Annotated in this window: 12 protein-coding genes; 1 reads left to right on the plus strand and 11 read right to left on the minus strand. The window is 54.3% G+C overall.

The features are described from left to right. Positions 1 to 47 precede the first annotated feature (47 nt). Positions 48 to 269, plus strand: coding sequence for a DNA-binding transcriptional regulator (locus D8682_RS23795; RefSeq protein WP_162303074.1), 222 nt, complete (start codon positions 48 to 50; stop codon positions 267 to 269). A gap of 390 nt (positions 270 to 659) precedes the next feature. Here D8682_RS23795 and yegQ read toward each other — a convergent pair whose 3' ends face one another. The 11 genes from yegQ to D8682_RS23850 all read right to left on the minus strand — a co-directional run bounded on the left by yegQ (position 660) and on the right by D8682_RS23850 (position 17,996). Beyond that, positions 660 to 2,021: a tRNA 5-hydroxyuridine modification protein YegQ gene (gene yegQ / locus D8682_RS23800; RefSeq protein WP_064545158.1), complete on the minus strand. Its 1,362-nt coding sequence runs from the start codon at positions 2,019 to 2,021 to the stop codon at positions 660 to 662. A 108-nt stretch (positions 2,022 to 2,129) separates the two neighbouring features. After that, positions 2,130 to 4,238, minus strand: coding sequence for a DUF4034 domain-containing protein (locus D8682_RS23805; RefSeq protein WP_121815285.1), 2,109 nt, complete (start codon positions 4,236 to 4,238; stop codon positions 2,130 to 2,132). A gap of 11 nt (positions 4,239 to 4,249) precedes the next feature. After that, on the minus strand, positions 4,250 to 4,936 hold the full coding sequence (locus D8682_RS23810; RefSeq protein WP_121815769.1) for a DUF1266 domain-containing protein: 687 nt from the start codon (positions 4,934 to 4,936) through the stop codon (positions 4,250 to 4,252). Positions 4,937 to 4,968: 32 nt separating this feature from the next. Continuing rightward, a complete protein-coding gene (locus D8682_RS23815; protein WP_121815286.1) occupies positions 4,969 to 6,171 on the minus strand; it encodes a PcfJ domain-containing protein in 1,203 nt (400 codons plus the stop codon). 27 nt (positions 6,172 to 6,198) lie between these two features. Continuing rightward, on the minus strand, positions 6,199 to 6,906 hold the full coding sequence (locus D8682_RS23820; protein ID WP_121815287.1) for a tetratricopeptide repeat protein: 708 nt from the start codon (positions 6,904 to 6,906) through the stop codon (positions 6,199 to 6,201). 26 nt (positions 6,907 to 6,932) lie between these two features. After that, positions 6,933 to 7,655, minus strand: coding sequence for a two-component system response regulator BaeR (gene baeR / locus D8682_RS23825; protein WP_064545165.1), 723 nt, complete (start codon positions 7,653 to 7,655; stop codon positions 6,933 to 6,935). Beyond that, positions 7,652 to 9,046 (minus strand): two-component system sensor histidine kinase BaeS, encoded by a 1,395-nt coding sequence (gene baeS / locus D8682_RS23830; RefSeq protein ID WP_064545167.1) that lies wholly within the window; start codon positions 9,044 to 9,046, stop codon positions 7,652 to 7,654. Before baeS ends, baeR begins: the two co-directional genes overlap by 4 nt. Beyond that, positions 9,043 to 10,458, minus strand: a complete 1,416-nt coding sequence (locus D8682_RS23835; protein ID WP_121815288.1) for an MFS transporter — start codon at positions 10,456 to 10,458, stop codon at positions 9,043 to 9,045. The genes baeS and D8682_RS23835 overlap by 4 nt, the downstream gene beginning before the upstream one ends. An 85-nt stretch (positions 10,459 to 10,543) precedes the next feature. Further along, complete coding sequence (mdtC, locus tag D8682_RS23840; RefSeq protein ID WP_121815289.1) at positions 10,544 to 13,624, minus strand: multidrug efflux RND transporter permease subunit MdtC; 3,081 nt, start codon at positions 13,622 to 13,624, stop codon at positions 10,544 to 10,546. After that, positions 13,621 to 16,746 (minus strand): MdtB/MuxB family multidrug efflux RND transporter permease subunit, encoded by a 3,126-nt coding sequence (locus D8682_RS23845; protein ID WP_121815290.1) that lies wholly within the window; start codon positions 16,744 to 16,746, stop codon positions 13,621 to 13,623. The genes mdtC and D8682_RS23845 overlap by 4 nt, the downstream gene beginning before the upstream one ends. Then, positions 16,746 to 17,996 carry an MdtA/MuxA family multidrug efflux RND transporter periplasmic adaptor subunit gene (locus D8682_RS23850; RefSeq protein WP_121815291.1) on the minus strand — a complete coding sequence of 417 codons (1,251 nt, stop codon included), beginning with the start codon at positions 17,994 to 17,996 and terminating at the stop codon, positions 16,746 to 16,748. The genes D8682_RS23845 and D8682_RS23850 overlap by 1 nt, the downstream gene beginning before the upstream one ends. Positions 17,997 to 18,019: the final 23 nt, after the last annotated feature.

Below are 18,019 nucleotides of genomic sequence, written 5' to 3' on the forward strand. Positions count from 1 at the left end.
TAATGGGTAAAATAACGACATCAAACGAATTCAGTCGAGGTGTTGAAATGTTCCATTGCCCATTGTGTCAGACCGCTGCCCACGCCCGTACAAGCCGCTATCATTCCACCGAAACAAAAGAGCGTTATCACCAGTGCCAGAACGTGAATTGCAGCGCGACTTTTGTGACACTGGAGACCGTAAAGCACTACATCGTTAAGCCAGGCGAGAGAACACCGGTACTGCCTCACCCGATGCAAGGTGGCCAACAACAAATCCACTGGATGTAAAAAAAGGCACCTCAAATGGGGTGCCTTTTTATCGATGTGGTCAATGTGTGGACATGACCTGAAATAAATCCTTTTATTTCAACTAAATACAAACAAAAAAGAAGGCCTGCGCAAGGGAGATTGCACAGGCCAATGAGGTGGTTCCTGGTACATACCCATCATACTTCAAATTGTAGATGCGTTGGCTTTCCTCGTTCACCCCAGTCACTTACTTGAGTAAGCTCCTGGGGATTCACTGCGTCGCCGCCTTTCTACAATTCGAATTATTTAGGGTATAGCTTGAATTTATGGGTTATGTTTTTCAGCTCAGCGATAATAACCGCATCTAACGAAGCGGTATGTGATCGGTTTCTAAGAAATCCTCTTGCGCTAAAAAATCCCCTAAATTAACTATTTAGCGTGTGGATCGCGTGAGGTCTGACCTGCCAAATTGCGCATCAGCAGCGCATAATCCAGCGAGACATCTTCCGGCACAGGCATCCATACGGTGTGACCATCACCCGGAGCCACGTCAATCGGCTGCGCTTTAGTATTTTCCAGCACTTCGAGGGTGAAAGTGACGTTACCTTGCGGCGTCATTAATTCCAGGCTGTCGCCGAGCAGGAATTTATTCTTCACTTTTACCGCCGCCAGCTCGCCACGACGCTCACCGGTAAATTCGCCGACAAACTGTTGGGTTTCAGAAACCGAATGGCCGTAATCATAATTCTGATACGAATCGTGATTGTGACGGCGCAAGAAACCTTCGGTGTAGCCGCGATGTGCCAAACCTTCAAGTGTGGTCAGCAGCGTTGGGTCGAATGGCTTACCGGCAGCGGCATCGTCAATCGCGCGGCGATAAACCTGAGCGGTACGCGCGCAGTAGTAATAGGATTTGGTGCGGCCTTCGATTTTCAGTGAGTGCACACCCATTTTGGTCAGGCGTTCAACGTGTTCAATGGCGCGCAGATCTTTCGAGTTCATGATGTAAGTGCCGTGTTCGTCTTCGAACGCGGTCATGTATTCACCTGGGCGTTTGGCTTCTTCCATCATAAACACTTTGTCAGTCGGTGCGCCGGCGCCCAAAGTTGGCTCGATATTTTGTACCGGAATCGGCTCATGAAGATGCACGATATTACCGACATCATCTTCTTTGCCTTCTTCAACTTTGTATTCCCAACGGCAGGCGTTGGTGCAGGTTCCCTGGTTTGGGTCGCGCTTGTTGATGTAACCAGAAAGCAGGCAGCGGCCTGAATAAGCCATGCACAATGCGCCGTGAACGAAAATTTCCAGTTCCATATCCGGCACTTGTTCACGCACTTCGGCGATCTCTTCGAGTGACAGTTCACGGGAAAGGATCACGCGGGTCAGCCCCATTTGTTTCCAGAACTTCACGGTTGCCCAGTTTACGGCGTTGGCTTGCACCGAAAGGTGAACATCCATTTCCGGGAATGCTTCACGCACCATCATGATTAAACCAGGATCGGACATGATCAGCGCATCCGGGCCCATATCGATAACCGGTTTCAGGTCACGGATAAAGGTTTTCAGCTTGGCGTTGTGCGGGGCAATGTTGACAACCACGTAGAATTTTTTACCCAGCTCATGGGCTTCGTTGATGCCCAGTTGCAGGTTTTCGTGATTGAATTCGTTATTGCGCACTCGCAGGCTGTAACGCGGTTGGCCCGCATACACAGCATCGGCGCCATAGGCGAAGGCGTAACGCATATTTTTCAGCGTTCCGGCTGGCGAAAGAAGTTCTGGTTTAAACATGATTTTCTCGTTCTGATTTCAGGTCAGAACCACCGCACAGGATGCGATGGTTTTAAGGCACAATTTTAGGGCGGGCATTGTATCGCCAGTGAGCGCCTGAGTAAACGGCTACACCATCGGGTTGACCTCGCCTGGCAGTTCGGAGGCCGGGATACGCGCGGTGTGCCAGGCGTAACGTAAACGTTTCCAGAACGTGTCAAAATGCACCACAGCCAGGCAATCTCTTACCACATCACTATCCGGATAGAGTGCTTCGGCAAAATGGGCCCATCTCGCACTTTGTTTGATATTAAACAACGTCTTATCCTGCTTGTTGCCATACAAACGCGACAGCGTCACCATCGCCTGCAACGTGCCTTTGTTAGCTTCTTCCTGCACCAGCGCCAAATGCGCATGTGCCAGCGTCAAATCGGTGACTTCAAAAATATTGAGCATGAATAGCGCCCAGGCCTGTTCGTGACCCAACTGGTGCGCCTGCCAGAGGTTATCCAGCAGATTTTTTTCGTAGCCGGGCCACTTAGCGCAGTCGCTTTCTTCCTCGCACAATCGCTGATTACAGATAGCGAGGCTGAAATGAATATCCCGTAAATCCGCTTCATATTCGCTATAACCGCCATTGGCGATCAGGCTCCGCGTGCTGTCGCGAAGGGCGATTTGCTCAAGCAAAATTTGTGCGGCGCGCTGATAACAGTCCAGTGCAGTCGCGGTTTGATAAGGGACAAGAGTGCCATCGATACGATTGTTATATTCATCACCCAGCCATTGGAGTGCGCCGGGGATATTACGCTGCGCACCAGCTTCTGCCAGCGCTACGCAATACTCCGGGCGGTTGAGCCAGCCGAAGGAGCGGATGGTCCATTTCCAGGTCGCGCTGTATTTTATGGCTGAAACTTTCGCAAGCCAGGCGTTACCCTGTTGTTCATTTTTCTCAAAGCCAAACAGCCCTGCGTGCTGGAAATAACCGCGATAAATCAACGCCGCCCAGCCTTCTGCCTGTTGTGAGTTTTGGCAAATAAAATTATAAATCCAGTGGCTGTCCGGGAAATCGCGGAGCGCAAATTTGAGTGCCTGATAGGTGAAATAGTTACTTAGGCTCTTTTTCTCCATGACTACTCGCTGGATACAGCGCCAAAGTGCTTCTTCATTCTTTGAGTCGTCATAGCAGTCCAGCAACCATTCCAGCGCATTGTGGCGGTCTTCCTGGTTGCGGGCATGGCAGGCAATAGCTTCCGCTTTGGCGATGGTTTTCTCAAGGGTTGCTGGGGAGTCAATATCTTTGATGCGCAGGTCGCGGCATTCGTCCCACCAGATCAGCAGTTCCAGGTGCTCACGCTCGCTATCAGACAGATGCGCACAGGATGGCGATGCGAGGAACTCCTCAATTTCTTGATGGGAACCGCGCCAGCGTGGCATGCGAAACGGAAGATACTCGTCCAGCGCGTGGTATGCCGTCGGGAAAATGGCCAGACATACTGTTATCCAGTATTTTTGGGGGGATTCGTTGTCGGGTGCTGGCAGCACCTGTGGGCGTGGCAGGGAGGGGCAGACGGCTTTGTCCAGTGATAAACCGGAATACGCCATCAGCGCGTCCATTTCTTGCGGTGAACGCAGATGAAATTTAGCCAGTTTCGGTACGCCAGCGGCGCCAGCAGTCTCTGCACCTTCCAGAAAATCAGCCAGCCAGTCGGGTTCGCCAAATACCTGCGCGTTGGTGCTGGCGAGTGAGGCCGCCATCCACTGGCGCGGTTCGCAGTCAATAGCGTTGATTGCAGCAATCACCATCTGTTCATTGCAGGCGCTGGCGCAAACCCACATTGCGTCCGTCGTATCGCGCGCCCAGCCGTAGCTGCGGTATAGCCAGGCACGATGGTTCCAGTATTGCGCTTCGGCAAGCCAGGCGTGAGTGGAACGCGGGCGGGCATTTTGCCAGGCTTTGATCAGCGCCAACCCTTCTGGGCCAGCTTCAACCAGTGGCTCCATATCATTGAGGGGGTTACACATCTGTGTCCAGGCGTGGAAATAGCGTCTTTCCGCCTCGCGGCTGGTGAAGCTTTCCGCCAGCGCATGGTTAAACAGGGCGTCCAGTTCGTCGTAGCGTTTCGCTTGCAGCTGGCTGGCAATATCGGCGATAAACCACTCTCGTTGCCCGCTATTTTCCTCCATTTTGCTGTTACACATTGTCGCGGTGGCGTTAATAACGGCATCGTTCAGTTCCATGTGTTCATCCCTCAATTCAGTTCGAAAATTTTAAATTCATTCCACGGCAATGCCCGCCAGTGACTGAACGGATTCTCCAGATATTGCATGACGATCTGGAGATCGCGCCCGGCAACCGTCGCTGGCGTGCGGTGGAGTTCCAGCCAGATCTGGCGAGCGCGCACGTAGGCGGTGGCGTAATCTTCCCAACTGCTGAAACAGTCCTGGGCGCGCTGGGCGTTGAGCAGTAAAACCAGCCACGCGTGTTCTTCACTGCACCAGCCTAACCCGGCGATGCAGCGTGTTAAAAAGGCGGTGCGCGCGCAGTCGAAAGCCAGTGCGTCGCGTACCTGTCCACGGGCGGCTAACTGGTCATAAAAACCGTAGGGTGTTTGACCCACACCGCCAGGCCAATGATTTAAAATATCAGCCACTTGTCCGCGTAGTGCGCCGCCATCAAGATCTTCTTTCAGCCCGAGTTCTTTTTTTACCTGTTGCGCCAGTTGCTGGCGTTTAGCGTTATCAATCTTGAACGTTAGCGTGATGTCTTTAGTTTTAAGCCCGTTACGCAACATGAGAATATCAGCCAGCGCCAGTGCCCATTGGCGTCGACGGGTATCGTGGCGTCTTTTCTCAAGATGTTCTTTTCCTGGTTCTTGCGCTGTTCTGGTTTTAGCTCGCTTCGCTTTTTTTCTGGCTCTCCAGAAAATAATCAGCATGGCGATTAGCAGTGAAAGGAGGAGATGCAACGTTACTTCCTCTCGTCAGCGGTAAGATAGCGGGTGGTTTGCAGCGTGAGGCCTTCAATTTCAAACGGTTCGCTGCTGGTGTTTTTCCCGGCAAATGTCGGGTGCCATTTTTTTTGCGGATACAGCATTTCAGCCGCGGTTGCCACCGTCGGGTCAATGGTTTGCAGATGGTGCATTTCGCCTGGCGCGCTGTGAAGCAGCAACCACTGGAACGCGATGGGCGGCGTGGCGAAGTGTTGCAGCAAATGGAAATTGTTGTGCAGCACGCTCAGCAGAAATCCCTCGTCCTGGATATCGGTAATGAATTTCCAGCCTTGATGTTCCGCTGTCTTTTCATAAACGATACCCATGCCTTCGCAGTCGGCATGGCGTACCGGTAGCGGGGCAACATGGCGCAGTAAATGCAGAACGTCGGTGGCGTATTTTTTTACCGGATGGCGGTTTTGCTTACCTTTGATCTGCTCGATCTCAGGCCCATCCGGGGTGACCCGCAGGCTGATGGTGACGTGGGGAATATTGTTATCGTCGCGCAGGCTGAACAGGCGCATCGCTCCCTGTTCAAGGCGGCTGGCATAGTGATCGCCGTAACCGCCAGTGAGGGCGTTAGCATCCTGGAAGTGCCCCACACAGTGCTGCATATGCCAGGATTCATAGGCCATTTCACTGCGTAGCGCCGGATGCGTGGCGTCAAACTCATACAGCGTCCCGCTGGCCACGCTGATGACTTTTTTCAGCACCTCCTGGGTGGTGGGGCACCAGCCTTGCTGACGGCGGCGCTGCATTTTTTTATGCTCAGCCTCGCGCATCTCCAGTACGGTAAAACAGTTGATACGCTGTAGTTTTCCAGCCAGACGGGTGTCGTTTTGGCGGGAGAGAAATTCCACCACATTACGCTCAGTGGCGTGGATGTCCGGATGCTGTGGGTCGAGATAATAGAACGTGCCGCCGTCGGCCAGTTTCGGCGGTAACCATGCAGGCATGTCAGTGCCGATTCCGAACCAGGTGGCGTAATCAATTGCGTTGCGTACCGGGTTTACGTGAGGGAAACTGCCAATTACCCAGCGATAAAAATGGTTGGCCAACCAGCGGCGAATGTCTTCGCTATCGCTGCGCTGTTCACTGCGCATGACGATTGTCGCCATGACATCGGTCGAGTTGATGACATTGCGCGGTTGATAGGTTTTTTGAGCGTTATTGTCACACATGGCTTTCCCTTGCCTGGTTTGTCAGCGTCAGTCTACTCGCAGATAGTGCCCATCGGCTCGGACGTTCATGCCAAAACCGCATTCAGCGGGTTCACCTGTGGTGGCGTCGATGGCTTCGGGCGAAACGGTGAGCGAGATGTCACATTGAATATAGTCGCCTTCCCGCAGAGCGATAACCCCTTTGTTGTTTTTGAGTGTCACCTTCTCTGAGAACTCGCCCATATTGGGGCCGTAATAAAGCGCCATCATGCCGAGATAGTAACCCTGAAAATCAACAGAATAGGCGGATTCTTTTTCGAGGTCTTTTAAGGTGAATGTCTCCCAGGATGCCAGCCCAGCGTAATTCCAGTATTCACCCGCAGCGGAAGTCGGCTTCGGCAAGGCCGCCAGCTTTTCTTTGATAAGCCCCAGGTTGTAAACAGACTTGGCATCGTCAGGTTTGAGCATCAGCCAGGCGCGAGCTTTACGCCATTCTTTCTGGCGCATCCAGGTGAGTGCCACATTGTTGTACGCGGTGGCGATAGCCTGGTCATCGAGTCGGCAACCTTCGCTCCAGGTCACCTGATTTTCGAAGGCTTCGCGTGCTTTAGGGTAATCTTTGGCTTTGTAGAATTGTTCGCCCTGGCTTGCGTAAGAAGGGATTTTTGCGCAGTCGGCGGCCATTTGTTGTTCGGTGATTTCTGCATGGGCCATGCCCGATACCAGCAGCAATAACGCAAAATTGCGTATCTTCATTGTCACTCACATCCGTATAAATGAGGTTAATCAATCCGGCTGGCATCGGCTTCCCAGCGGTAACCCACGCCATACACGGCACGGATAAACGACTGTTCTTCATCCAGCGCTTCGAGCTTACGGCGCAGGTTTTTAATATGGCTGTCGATGGTGCGGTCGGTGACGACGCGGTAATCGTCATAAAGCTGGTTCAACAGTTGTTCGCGTGAAAAGACTTTACCCGGTTCATGTGACAGGGTTTTTAACAGACGAAATTCAGCCGGAGTTAAATCCAGCAGTTTGTCGTGCCAGCTAGCCTGGAAGCGGCTTTCATCGATAATCAACGGGCTAATTTCATCGGCAGCGATGGGGTCGCGCTGGCGTTTGCAGCGGCGCAAAATGGTTTTGACTCGTGCCACGACTTCACGCGGGCTGTAAGGTTTGCAGATGTAATCATCGGCACCAATTTCCAACCCTAACAGACGGTCGATTTCCTCGATTTTGGCGGTCACCATCACGATGGGAATTTCGCAGAAGCGGCGGATTTCACGGCACAGTGTCAGGCCGTCGGTGCCGGGGAGCATTAAGTCGAGCAGGATTAAATCCGGTGGTGTCTGGCGCACAAAAGCCAGCACTTTATCGCCGTGGGTAATTAATTCTGGTGCATATCCCGCGGCACGTAAGTAATCAATTAACAGTTGGCCGAGCTTAGGCTCGTCTTCAACAATTAAGATGCGCGGTGTGTTTTCGTCAATCGGTAACTCGGTCATACAGGTCTCAACGATTCTGGCTCCAGCGGTAACTCTACTGTAATGCTAACCCCGCCGAAAGGCGAATGGGTCGCGGAAAGCTTGCCATTATGGGCGTCGACAATGTTCTGGCAGATAGACAACCCAAGCCCTGAGCCGCCACTGGCGCGGTTGCGCGAACCTTCAGTTCGGTAAAAGCGCTCAAACAACATGGTCAACTGTTCGTCATTGACGCCCGGCGCGCTGTCGGCGAAGTGCATCACGAAACGCTGATTCACCACTTCACCGGAAATAACCAATTGCCCACCGGCATCAGTATAACGCAGGCTGTTTTCCAGCAAATTATTGAATAATTGCATTAAACGGTCACTATCACCAAAAATGGTCACGCTGTCCGGCAGTGCCAGGCTAATGGTTAAACCGCGCGAATTAAAACGCTCACGGAACGCACCAGCAACAATTTCCAGTAAGTTAATAATATCCAGCGACTGCTTCTGATAGGCCAATGCCCCTTCGTCGGACATCGACAACTGGTGCAAGTCATCAACCAGTTTGGTTAGCGTCGCGACTTCCATTTGTAGCGAGACAACGGATTCAGGGGTGAATTTGCGCACGCCATCCTGAATCGCTTCCAGCTCGCCACGCAAAATGGCCAGCGGGGTGCGTAATTCATGGGAAATATCCGCCATGTAGGCGCGGCGCATGTTGTGGTTTTTCTCAAGCGTACTGGCAAGTTGGTTAAAGTCTTGCGCTAGTTTGCCCAGTTCATCCTGGCTGGTGGGATCGACGCGAGTGGTGAAATCCCCGGCGGCCAGTTTATGGGTGCCTTCAACCAGCCGTTTCACCGGAGCCAGTAGCCCGCGAGCGAGGAAGAAGGTGGCCGCCGCCGCAAGCAGGGAGGAGAAAGCGACGATAATCCAACTGGTGCGACGTTGCTGTCTGTCGAAATTAATATCGGTGTTGCGTGTGAGCCGTTCAACGGGCGAAGCCACCACCCAACCGGCGTCACGGCCATTCACGTTAATCGCCCGGCGCATACCATCGCCGGGAACCGGGCCACGCGGGCCAACCAGTACTTTGTAATCTTCATCGACAACCCAAAACTGGGTGCGCCAGCCGTGGGGTGGCAGGTTATGATTTTCATCATCGCTATGCTCAAAAGAGCGCAATAGCTTGAACATAAAACGGTCGTTGTTGCGCAGGAACTGCCAGTTACCGTGCTGCGCATATTGTTCACCCAGCGCTTCGCTGAGCATCTCCAGACGCTGTTCATTGCCGCGTTTGATGTAGTCAATAAACCCATGTTCGAAGCTGAGCCGCACGCCCCAGTGCATGGTGGCGAGTACCACCAGGCAGGTGGAGAAAATCGCCAAAAACAGTTTGCCGGTAATGCCTGGCCGCCACAGCTTCATGAGCTACTCCTTTTACGCCGCGCAATCACGACATTTTTGGTGGTGTCCTTTGGGACGCGAGCAAAAATTAGCGCTGGCAGAGCGATAACCACTGCCATGCTGAGATACGTATACATAAAGACGCTGTGAACCACGGTGCTATCTGCCGTCAGTTGATGATGGCCATACATGCCCAGTAACAATCCGGCGATGGTGACGCCAATACTCATCGAAAGCTGCATCACCATCGACAACAAGCTGTTGCCGGAGCTTGCCAGATCGTCAGGCAGATCTTTTAGCGTCAGGGTGTTCATTGAGGAGAAACGGGTGGAGTTCACCATTCCGAGCAAGAACAGCACCACCGGCAACGCGTAATACCAGCCCATCAGCGCGGTTGCCATAAACAATAAGATGACCAGCGCCAGAGCAAGCGTGGAGGTGACTAACACGTTGCGGTAGCCAAAGCGGTTTACCACCTGCACCACAATGCGTTTCATGCCCATGCTGCCCAGCACCATCGGGACCATCATTAACCCAGCGTGGAACGGCGAAAACCCGAGGCCGATTTGCAGAAACACTGGCGTCATAAACGGGATCATGCCGCTGCCGATGCGTCCGCAGAAGCTGCCCAGTAAACCGAGTGAAAAGGTCTGCGTCTTAAATAGATTGAGGTTGAATAAAGCGTTGTCATTGGCTTTGGCGTGCCACAAATAGAGCGCCATTGCCGCCGATCCGCCGCCGACCAACATCCACAGCGTTGATGGTGTGATGCCCAAACCTTTGGCGCCATCCAGCGCAATGGTCAGCGCCGCCATACCGAAGGCCAGCAGCACAAAACCCATCATGTCGAATTTGCGCGTCTGCATGGTGTAGTTTGGCATTAGCCACAGCGTGGCGATGGCACCGATAATGCCCACCGGAAGATTAATTAAGAAGATCCAGTGCCAGGAGGCGTATTCCACCAGCACGCCGCCGAGCGCGGGGCCAAGCAACGGGCCAATTTGCCCAGGCAAGGTGACGAAGGTCATCGCCGCCATATACTGCTCGCGCGGGACGATTTTCATCACCGTCAAACGCCCAACCGGCACCATCATTGCGCCACCGATCCCTTGCACCACGCGCGCCATCACCAGCTCGTCAAGGGTTGCTGCATGGGCGCATAACAGCGAACCGATAGTGAACAAGACGATGGCGGTGAAAAAGATATTGCGCACGCCAACACGGTCAGCCAACCAGCCGCTGGCCGGCAACATTACCGCCACCGTTAAGACATACGACACAATCACCGAGTGCATATGCAGCGGGCTTTCACCGAGGCTCGCCGCCATGGAGGGCAGGGCGGTATTGACGATGGTGGTGTCCAGCGACTGCATGAAGAAGCCGAAGGCGACAATCCACAGTTGCCAGCGCACGGCAGCAGGCAGTTCAGTCATTTAACTATCCTTCATAAACGGTGGATGACGCTGGCGCTTATCCACCCTACAACGGCAAGGTTTTGTAGGGCGGTTAAGCAAAGCGTCACCCGCCAGCGATTGCTGAAGTGGTTTTACGCGCAAACCGCATCCGTAAACGGTCAAAGAACAGATACACCACCGGCGTGGTGTACAGCGTCAGCAATTGGCTGACCACCAGACCGCCGACAATGGTAATCCCGAGCGGCTGGCGTAGTTCCGCGCCATCACCGCTGGTAAGCACCAAAGGTAATGCGCCAAACAGCGCTGCCAGCGTGGTCATCATAATCGGGCGGAAACGCAGTAAGCAGGCCTGGAAAATAGCCTCTTCAGGTTGCAGATTGCCGTTGCGCTGCGCGTCGATGGCGAAGTCCACCATCATGATGGCGTTCTTCTTCACAATGCCGATTAACAGCATGATACCGATGAGTGCAATCAGGCTAAATGGCGCACCAAAAATTTCCAGCGCCAGCAATGCGCCAACCCCCGCAGACGGCAAAGTCGAGAGAATCGTCAACGGGTGAACGTAGCTCTCATATAAAATCCCCAACACGATATAGACCGTGGCGATGGCGGCGATGATTAACAACACCTGCGATTTCATGGTGTCCTGGAAAACTTGCGCGGTACCGGCGTACATGCCGCGCACCGTTGAAGGCACGCCGAGCGCGGTCATGGTACGGTCGATAGCTTCACTGGCTTGTGACAACGAGACACCCGTCGGCAGGTTAAAGGAAACCGTCGAGGCGGCAGAAAGCCCCTGGTGGTTCACCGACAGCGGTGCATTCGCGGGCTGCCATTTTGCAAACCACGACAGCGGTATTGCTTTGCCTTCTTTATTAATGACGAACATTTGATCCAGTGCGCTGATGTCTTGCGTATAGCGCGGGTCAACTTCCATCACCACTTTGTACTGGTTAAGCGGCTGATAGATGGTTGAAATCTGGCGCTGGCCGAAGGCGTTATTCAACAAGGCATTGGCGTCTTGTACGCTAATTCCCAGACGCGCCATCGAGTCACGGTCATAAAGCAGATCCATTTCCGCGCCATTGTTTTGGCTGTCGGAGTTAACGTCAGCAAGTTGCGGCAGTTTGCTCAGCGCCTGGCGGATTTTTGGCTCCCAGGTTCGCAGATCGGCCAAATTATCGGAAAGCAGCGTGTACTGGTAACTGGCGTTGGCCTGACGACCACCGACACGAATATCCTGCACCGCCATCAAGAACAGGCTGGCACCCGGCTCTTTTGCCAGTGATTTGCGCAGGCGGTCGATCACTTGTTGCGCGGTTTCTTTGCGCTCGGAAAGTGGCTTGAGCGAGATAAACATCATGCCGCTGTTAACGCGCGAACCACCGGTAAAGCCGGTGACGTTCTCCACCGCCGGATCATCACGCACAATCTTCATGAAATCCTGCAACTTACCGCGCATCGCCTGGAAGGAAATGCTTTGGTCGGCCTGAATATTGCCCATCAAACGCCCGGTATCTTGCTCCGGGAAAAAGGTTTTCGGGATGGCGATATACAACCAAATGTTGAGCGCCATGGTCGCCAACAGCACTACGCCAACCAGTTTGGTATGATTCAACACCCACTTCAGCGAGCGGCCATAGCCTTGCTGCATCGCCACTAACAGGCGACCAAATCCACGCTGACGAGTCGGAGAATGCTTCGGGTTATTCTTTAATAACCAGCCACACATCATCGGCGTCAGGGTAATCGACACCACCAGCGAAATCCCGATGGCGACCGACAGCGTGACGGCAAACTCTTTAAACAAGCGGCCAGGCAACCCGCCCATTAATAACAGCGGCAGGAATACCGCCACCAGCGATAAGCTCATCGACAGCACGGTAAACCCGACTTCGCGCACCCCCTGAAGTGCGGCCTGCAACGGTTTAACTCCCGCTTCGAGATGACGTGAAATATTTTCCAGCACCACAATGGCGTCATCCACCACAAAACCGGTGGCAATCGTTAGCGCCATTAGCGACAAGTTGTTCAGGCTAAAGCCGCACAGATACATGGCGATAAACGTGCCGATTAACGACACCGGAACCGCTACCGCTGGAATAAGCGTGGCGCGGCCAGAGCGCAGGAACAGGAACACCACCAGAATCACCAGCGCGACTGAAATCACCAGCGATTGCTCGACTTCCGCAAGTGAGGCACGAATGGTTGGCGAGCGATCCTGAGCGATTTGCAAATCTATTGAAGCCGGAATGGTTTCACGCAGATCGGGGATTTTTGCCCGAATGCGGTCCACCGTTTCGATGATGTTTGCTTCCTGTGACTTACGGATCATCAGCAAAATCGCCGGTTTCGCGTTCGCCATCCCGGCGTTACGCACATCCTGCACCGAGTCGGTCACGGTGGCGACATCGCTCAAATGCACCGCCCCACCGTTGTTGTAATGGATGATCAACGGCTGATATTCGGCTGCGGTTTTCAGTTCATCATTAGTCTGCAATTGCCAGCGGCGTGAGCTGTCTTCCACCGCACCTTGCGGGCGACGGACGTTGGCGTTATCAATAGTGGTACGCACGGCATCCAGTGAAACACCCTGGTTAAACAGCGCTTGCGGGTTGAGCGCCACGCGTACCGCCGGGAGCGAGCTGCCGCCGACATCCACATCGCCCACGCCATCAATTTGCGCCACGGTTTGCGCCAGTTGCGTGGAGGCAAAATCATATAACTTCCCCTGGGAAAAGGTGTCGGAAGTCAGCGTCAGAATCATAATCGGTGCATCTGACGGGTTGGCTTTGCGGTAGGTCGGGCGGCTTGGCATTCCGCTCGGTAACAAACTTTGCGCCGCGTTGATTGCCGCCTGCACATCGCGTGCAGCGCCGTTGATATCCCTGTCGAAGGTAAATTCCAGAATGATGCGCGTACTGCCCAGTGAACTTGATGAGGTCATCTCATTCACGCCCGCAATGCGCCCGAGTGCGCGCTCAAGCGGTGTGGCAACCGACGAAGCCATAGTTTCTGGCGAAGCGCCCGGCAGTGATGCACTAACCATAATCACCGGGAAATCCACCTGCGGCAGCGGGGCTACCGGCAGCAGACGGAAGCCCAGCACGCCGCACAAGGTAATGGCGACAGTCAGTAAAATGGTGGCGACTGGCCGATAGATGAACAGTGCGAAGAATTTCACAGCACTTCCTCATCACGACGAGCAAAACGGCGACGCACCGCGTGCGACAGGTTATCGAACAGCAAATAGATAACCGGCGTAGTAAACAGCGTTAGCACCTGGCTGACCAGCAACCCGCCGACCATGCCGATACCCAGCGGGCGGCGCAGTTCCGCACCAACACCCATCGACAGCATCAACGGTAATGCACCCAGCAATGCGGCAAGGGTGGTCATCAGTATCGGGCGGAAGCGCAGTAAGCAGGCCTGATAAATCGCGTCGTAGGGTTTCATCCCTTGTTCACGTTCAGCTGCCAGCGCGAAGTCGATCATCATGATGGCGTTTTTCTTGACGATACCGATCAGCAAAATGATGCCGATAATGGCGATAACATCCAGTTCGGCTCCCGCCAGCATCAGCGCCAGTAGCGCCCCGACACCTGCCGTTGGCAACGTCGACAAAATAGTAATCGGGTGAATAAAGCTTTCGTACAACACGCCGAGCACGATGTACATCGCCACTACCGAGGCAACTATCAACCAGATGGTGTTGCCTAACGCCGCCTGGAAGGCGAGGGTGCTACCCTGGAATTGGGTGCTGATGTCTGCTGGCATCGCCAGATCTTTTTCCGCCGCCGTAATCGCCTGCACCGCTTCGCCGAGCGAATGGTCACTGGTGACGTTGAAGGAGAACGTGGACGACGGGAACTGGTCGAGATGGTTGACGGTCAGCGGTGCAAAACGCTGCTCGATTTTGGCAATGGCGCTGAGCGGCACGCTGCCGCCATCGGTGCTGGCAAGGCGAATGTTATCCAGCCCGCCTAGCCCAGGCGTGGTAGTGGTGTCGTGCTCGAGCACCACGCGATACTGGTTTGCCTGGGTGTAAATGGTGGAAATCAGGCGCTGACCAAAGGCGTTATACAGTGCGTTATCGACATCTGACATCGAAATACCCAGGCGGCTGGCGCTGGCGCGGTCAACATTGATATATGCCACCAGCCCCTGATCCTGCCAGTCGCTGCTGACATCCGCGAGTTCCGGCAGCGCGCGCAGTTTTTCGGTTAGTTGCGGCACCCAGGTGCTGAGTTCGTCAAGCGAGGTGGCCTGTAAGGTGAACTGATACTGCGTGCGGCTGACGGTGGTGTCGATGGTCAGATCCTGCACCGGTTGCAGGTAAAGCTCGATGCCCGGCACTTTAGCCACATTATTTTGCAGCCTCTGAATCACCACCGGAATACGGTCGTCACGGTCGTTCAGCGGCTTGAGGTTGATTTGCAAACGCGCACTGTTGAGCGACGGGTTGGTGCCATCCACGCCAATAAACGACGTCAGGCTTTCGACCGCCGGATCTTTCATGATGACATCGGCAACCTGCTGCTGGCGCTGCGCCATGCTGGAAAACGAAACTGATTGGGGTGCCTGCAAGGTGCCCTGAATAATCCCGTTATCCTGAATCGGGAAGAAGCCTTTAGGAATGAAAATCCACAGCACCACCGTCAGCGCCAGGGTGCCAAACGCCACGCCCAGTGTCAGCCACGGGTGGTGCAACACGCGGGTCAACAGGCGGCCATATCCGGCAATCACACGGTCGAAGAAACGCTCACTGGCGCGCGAAAAACGGTTCTGTTTGCGCAGCGATTCGTGGCTTAACATGCGTGCGCACATCATCGGCGTTAGCGTTAATGACACTACCGCTGAGATTAAAATGGCGATCGCCAGCGTGACGGCAAACTCGCGGAACAGGCGGCCAACAATATCGCCCATAAACAGCAGGGGGATCAGTACCGCAATCAGCGAAAAGGTCAGCGAGATAATCGTGAAGCCAATTTCTCCGGCCCCTTTCAATGAGGCAGCCAGCGGCTTTTCGCCTTTTTCGATATAACGCGAGATGTTTTCAATCACCACTATCGCGTCATCAACCACAAAACCGGTGGCGATAGTGAGCGCCATTAGCGTCAGGTTGTTGATCGAAAAATCAAGAAACACCATCACGCCAAAGGTACCAATCAACGACAGCGGAACCGCCACCGCCGGGATAATGGTCGCCGGGACATTGCGCAGGAACAGGTAAATAATCATCACCACCAGGGCGATGGCGAGCATCAACTCATGCTGGGTGTCGCTGACCGAGGCACGAATATTGGTGGTGCGGTCGCTGAGTAATTTCACCTCGACCGATTTAGGCAAACTTTTGGTTAATGCGGGCAACATCGCACGAATGCTGTCGGCGGTGTCGATGATATTCGCGCCAGGCTGGCGTTGCACGTTCATCACAATCGCCGGCTGCTTGTTGGCCCATGCACCGAGCCAGGCGTTTTCCGCCCCTTGCTCAACGGTGGCGACATCGCCAAGGCGAATCGGTGCACCGTTCTGGTAAGCAATAATCAGATTGCGATACTCAGCGGCAGACTGCATTTGGTCGTTTGCAGATAGCGTCACGGAGCGGCCCGGGCCATCAAGGCTGCCTTTTGCCGAATTGACGTTGGCGCTGGTAATTGCGGTGCGCACGGTTTCGCTGGTTAAACCTAGTGCGGCAATCGCTGGCGCGTTCAGTTTCACGCGCACCGCAGGGCGCTGGCCGCCGGAAAGCGTTACCAGGCCGACACCGGAAACCTGCGATATTTTCTGCGCCACACGCGTTTCCACCATATCTTCGACTTGCGTCATCGGCATGGCGGTTGAGGTGATGGCGAGCGTCATAATCGGCGGATCGGCCGGGTTCACTTTGCTGTAAACCGGCGGGTTCGGCAGGTCAGTCGGCAACAGGTTAGTGGCGGCGTTAATCGCCGCTTGCACTTCTTGTTCGGCGACATCAAGCGGCAGCGTTAGCTGGAATTGCAGCGTCACCACCGAAGCTCCACCGGCACTTTGCGAAGACATTTGTTTCAGGCCAGACATCTGCCCAAACTGGCGTTCAAGTGGGGCGGTGATCGCCGACGTCACCACATCCGGGCTGGCACCTGGATAGAGTGTGACGACCTGAATTGTCGGGTAATCGACTTCTGGTAGCGCTGAAACTGGCAGGAAGCGGTAACCGATAATCCCGGCAATTAAGATAGCCACCATTAGCAGGGTGGTGGCAACCGGCCGCAGGATAAACAGGCGCGATGGGCCTCCTGTGGCGCCAGGGGGTAATACCTGCATCAGGAAGCCGCTCCGTTACGATGATGTTTTGCTGGCGCGTCAGTGCTTTTTGCCGGCGTGGTTGAGGTCGCGGATTGTGCTTCAACCACTTCCACTTTGGCGCCTTCGGTCAGGCGGTCAATACCGTCGGTTATCACGCGGTCACCGGCAGAAACTCCGGCGGTGATCACGACTTTCTGGCTATCCTGAATGCCGATGGTTACCAGATGTTTGCTGACTTTATCTTCGCTATTAAGCACCCAAACGAAGTTGCCTTCGTTACCCATTTGTACCGCCGCAGTCGGGATAACGACCGCATTTTGCTGGGTATCCACCAACATGCGCGCGTTAACGAACTGGTTTGGGAACAGCGCGTCGTCTTCGTTATTGAAACGCGCCTTGAGTTTGATGGTGCCGGTGGTGGCGTCGATTTGGTTGTCGAGACTCAGTAAAGCACCGCTGCTTAGTTTCAGCTTGTTGGTACGATCCCACGCTTCGACGCTCAGTGTCATACCCGCTTTCTGTGCTTTTACCACCGTGGCAATATCATTTTCAGGCAAGGTGAAAATCAGGTCGATAGGGTGCGTTTGGGTGAGCACCACAATGCCTGTGGTATCACTGCTGGAAATCTGGTTGCCGACATCGACTTGTTTTAAGCCGACGCGGCCATCAATCGGTGCGGTGATGCGACTCCAGTCGAGCTGTAATTGCGCGCTGGCAACGGTGGCTTCATCGGCCTTAATGGTACCGACAGATTCATTGACTAACGCTTGTTGGGCGTCCAGTTCCTGGCGGGATACCAGGTTGGTTTTGACCAGTTGCTGAAAACGCGCCAAATCCCGGCGGGCATTGGCGAGAGTCGCCTGATCTTTTGCCAGTTGGCCTTGAGCCTGGGCAAGAGCGATTTTGAACTGGCTTGGGTCGATTTCTGCCAGCAAATCACCGGCTTTAACTTGTTGCCCTTCCTGGAAGTGAATCGCCTGTAATTGCCCGTCGACACGGCTGCGTACCGTCACGGTATTTGCCGCAGTAATGGTACCGAGGCCAGTGAGATAACGCGGCACCGATTCACTGGTCGCTATTGCCGCCTGAACCGGAGCAAGCGCCGCACCGCGTATCCCATGACGACTGCCAGCGGAGCGCTGTTGTGCTGATTGCGAACCTGCGGTGTCGTTACTGGAATTCGTGCTGCGCCAGTAAAAAACGGCGGCAATAACGACAATGACTGCGGCTGCAATCCATAACCCACGTGCGGTGCGAGTGCCTTTCATAGTTGTAAGTGTTCTCTTCCTGG

Source organism: Buttiauxella sp. 3AFRM03, from assembly GCF_003675305.1.
Lineage (GTDB): Bacteria > Pseudomonadota > Gammaproteobacteria > Enterobacterales > Enterobacteriaceae > Buttiauxella > Buttiauxella ferragutiae.

Coding starts and splice junctions, on each gene's coding strand:
- yegQ (WP_064545158.1), bottom strand. CDS start 2,021: ATGTTTAAACCAGAACTTCTTTCGCCAGCCGGAACGCTGAAAAATATG.
- D8682_RS23850 (WP_121815291.1), bottom strand. CDS start 17,996: ATGAAAGGCACTCGCACCGCACGTGGGTTATGGATTGCAGCCGCAGTC.
- D8682_RS23805 (WP_121815285.1), bottom strand. CDS start 4,238: ATGGAACTGAACGATGCCGTTATTAACGCCACCGCGACAATGTGTAAC.
- D8682_RS23795 (WP_162303074.1), top strand. CDS start 48: ATGTTCCATTGCCCATTGTGTCAGACCGCTGCCCACGCCCGTACAAGC.
- baeR (WP_064545165.1), bottom strand. CDS start 7,655: ATGACCGAGTTACCGATTGACGAAAACACACCGCGCATCTTAATTGTT.
- D8682_RS23815 (WP_121815286.1), bottom strand. CDS start 6,171: ATGTGTGACAATAACGCTCAAAAAACCTATCAACCGCGCAATGTCATC.
- D8682_RS23820 (WP_121815287.1), bottom strand. CDS start 6,906: ATGAAGATACGCAATTTTGCGTTATTGCTGCTGGTATCGGGCATGGCC.
- baeS (WP_064545167.1), bottom strand. CDS start 9,046: ATGAAGCTGTGGCGGCCAGGCATTACCGGCAAACTGTTTTTGGCGATT.
- D8682_RS23845 (WP_121815290.1), bottom strand. CDS start 16,746: ATGCAGGTATTACCCCCTGGCGCCACAGGAGGCCCATCGCGCCTGTTT.
- D8682_RS23810 (WP_121815769.1), bottom strand. CDS start 4,936: ATGCTGATTATTTTCTGGAGAGCCAGAAAAAAAGCGAAGCGAGCTAAA.
- D8682_RS23835 (WP_121815288.1), bottom strand. CDS start 10,458: ATGACTGAACTGCCTGCTGCCGTGCGCTGGCAACTGTGGATTGTCGCC.